The following is a 431-nucleotide window of genomic DNA, read 5'->3' on the forward strand; positions in this document are numbered from 1 at the left end:
GGTTTCTGCGCGGCTCCAGCGGGCGCCGGTGTAAGTCGAACGCGGCAGGTCGACCGGTTTGCCACTGGCGTAGCGTGGGAGGCCGCGCAGCATCGGCCGGGACTGCTGACGGTTGTAGCTGATACCGCCGCCCACCGTGGTCGCGTCGTTCAGGTCGATGTCCAGGGCGCCATACAACGAATGGCTTTTGCTCCAGACATAGTCGATGAAGCTGTCGCTTTGGTCTTCGTCAGCGACAAGCCGCCCGCGCACACGGCCGTCGGTCGTCAGCGGGCCGCCGGCATCCAGCTGCAGGCCATAGTGGTCCCAGGAGCCAGCTTTGCCTGTCAGCGTAACGGTCGGCGCCGTTTGTCCACGCTTGCGCACCAGGTTGATTGCGCCACCTGGGCTGCCGGTGCCTTGCAATAAGCCTGAAGCACCGCGCAGCACTT

At 65.2% G+C, this 431-nt stretch carries 1 pseudogene; it reads right to left on the bottom strand.

Going from position 1 to position 431, the window contains the following annotated elements:
- A pseudogene (locus tag EOE48_RS28885) lies at window positions 1–431 on the bottom strand (TonB-dependent siderophore receptor); the annotation flags it as partial.

This window comes from Methylobacterium oryzihabitans (assembly GCF_004004555.2).
Classification (GTDB): Bacteria; Pseudomonadota; Alphaproteobacteria; order Rhizobiales; family Beijerinckiaceae; genus Methylobacterium; species Methylobacterium oryzihabitans.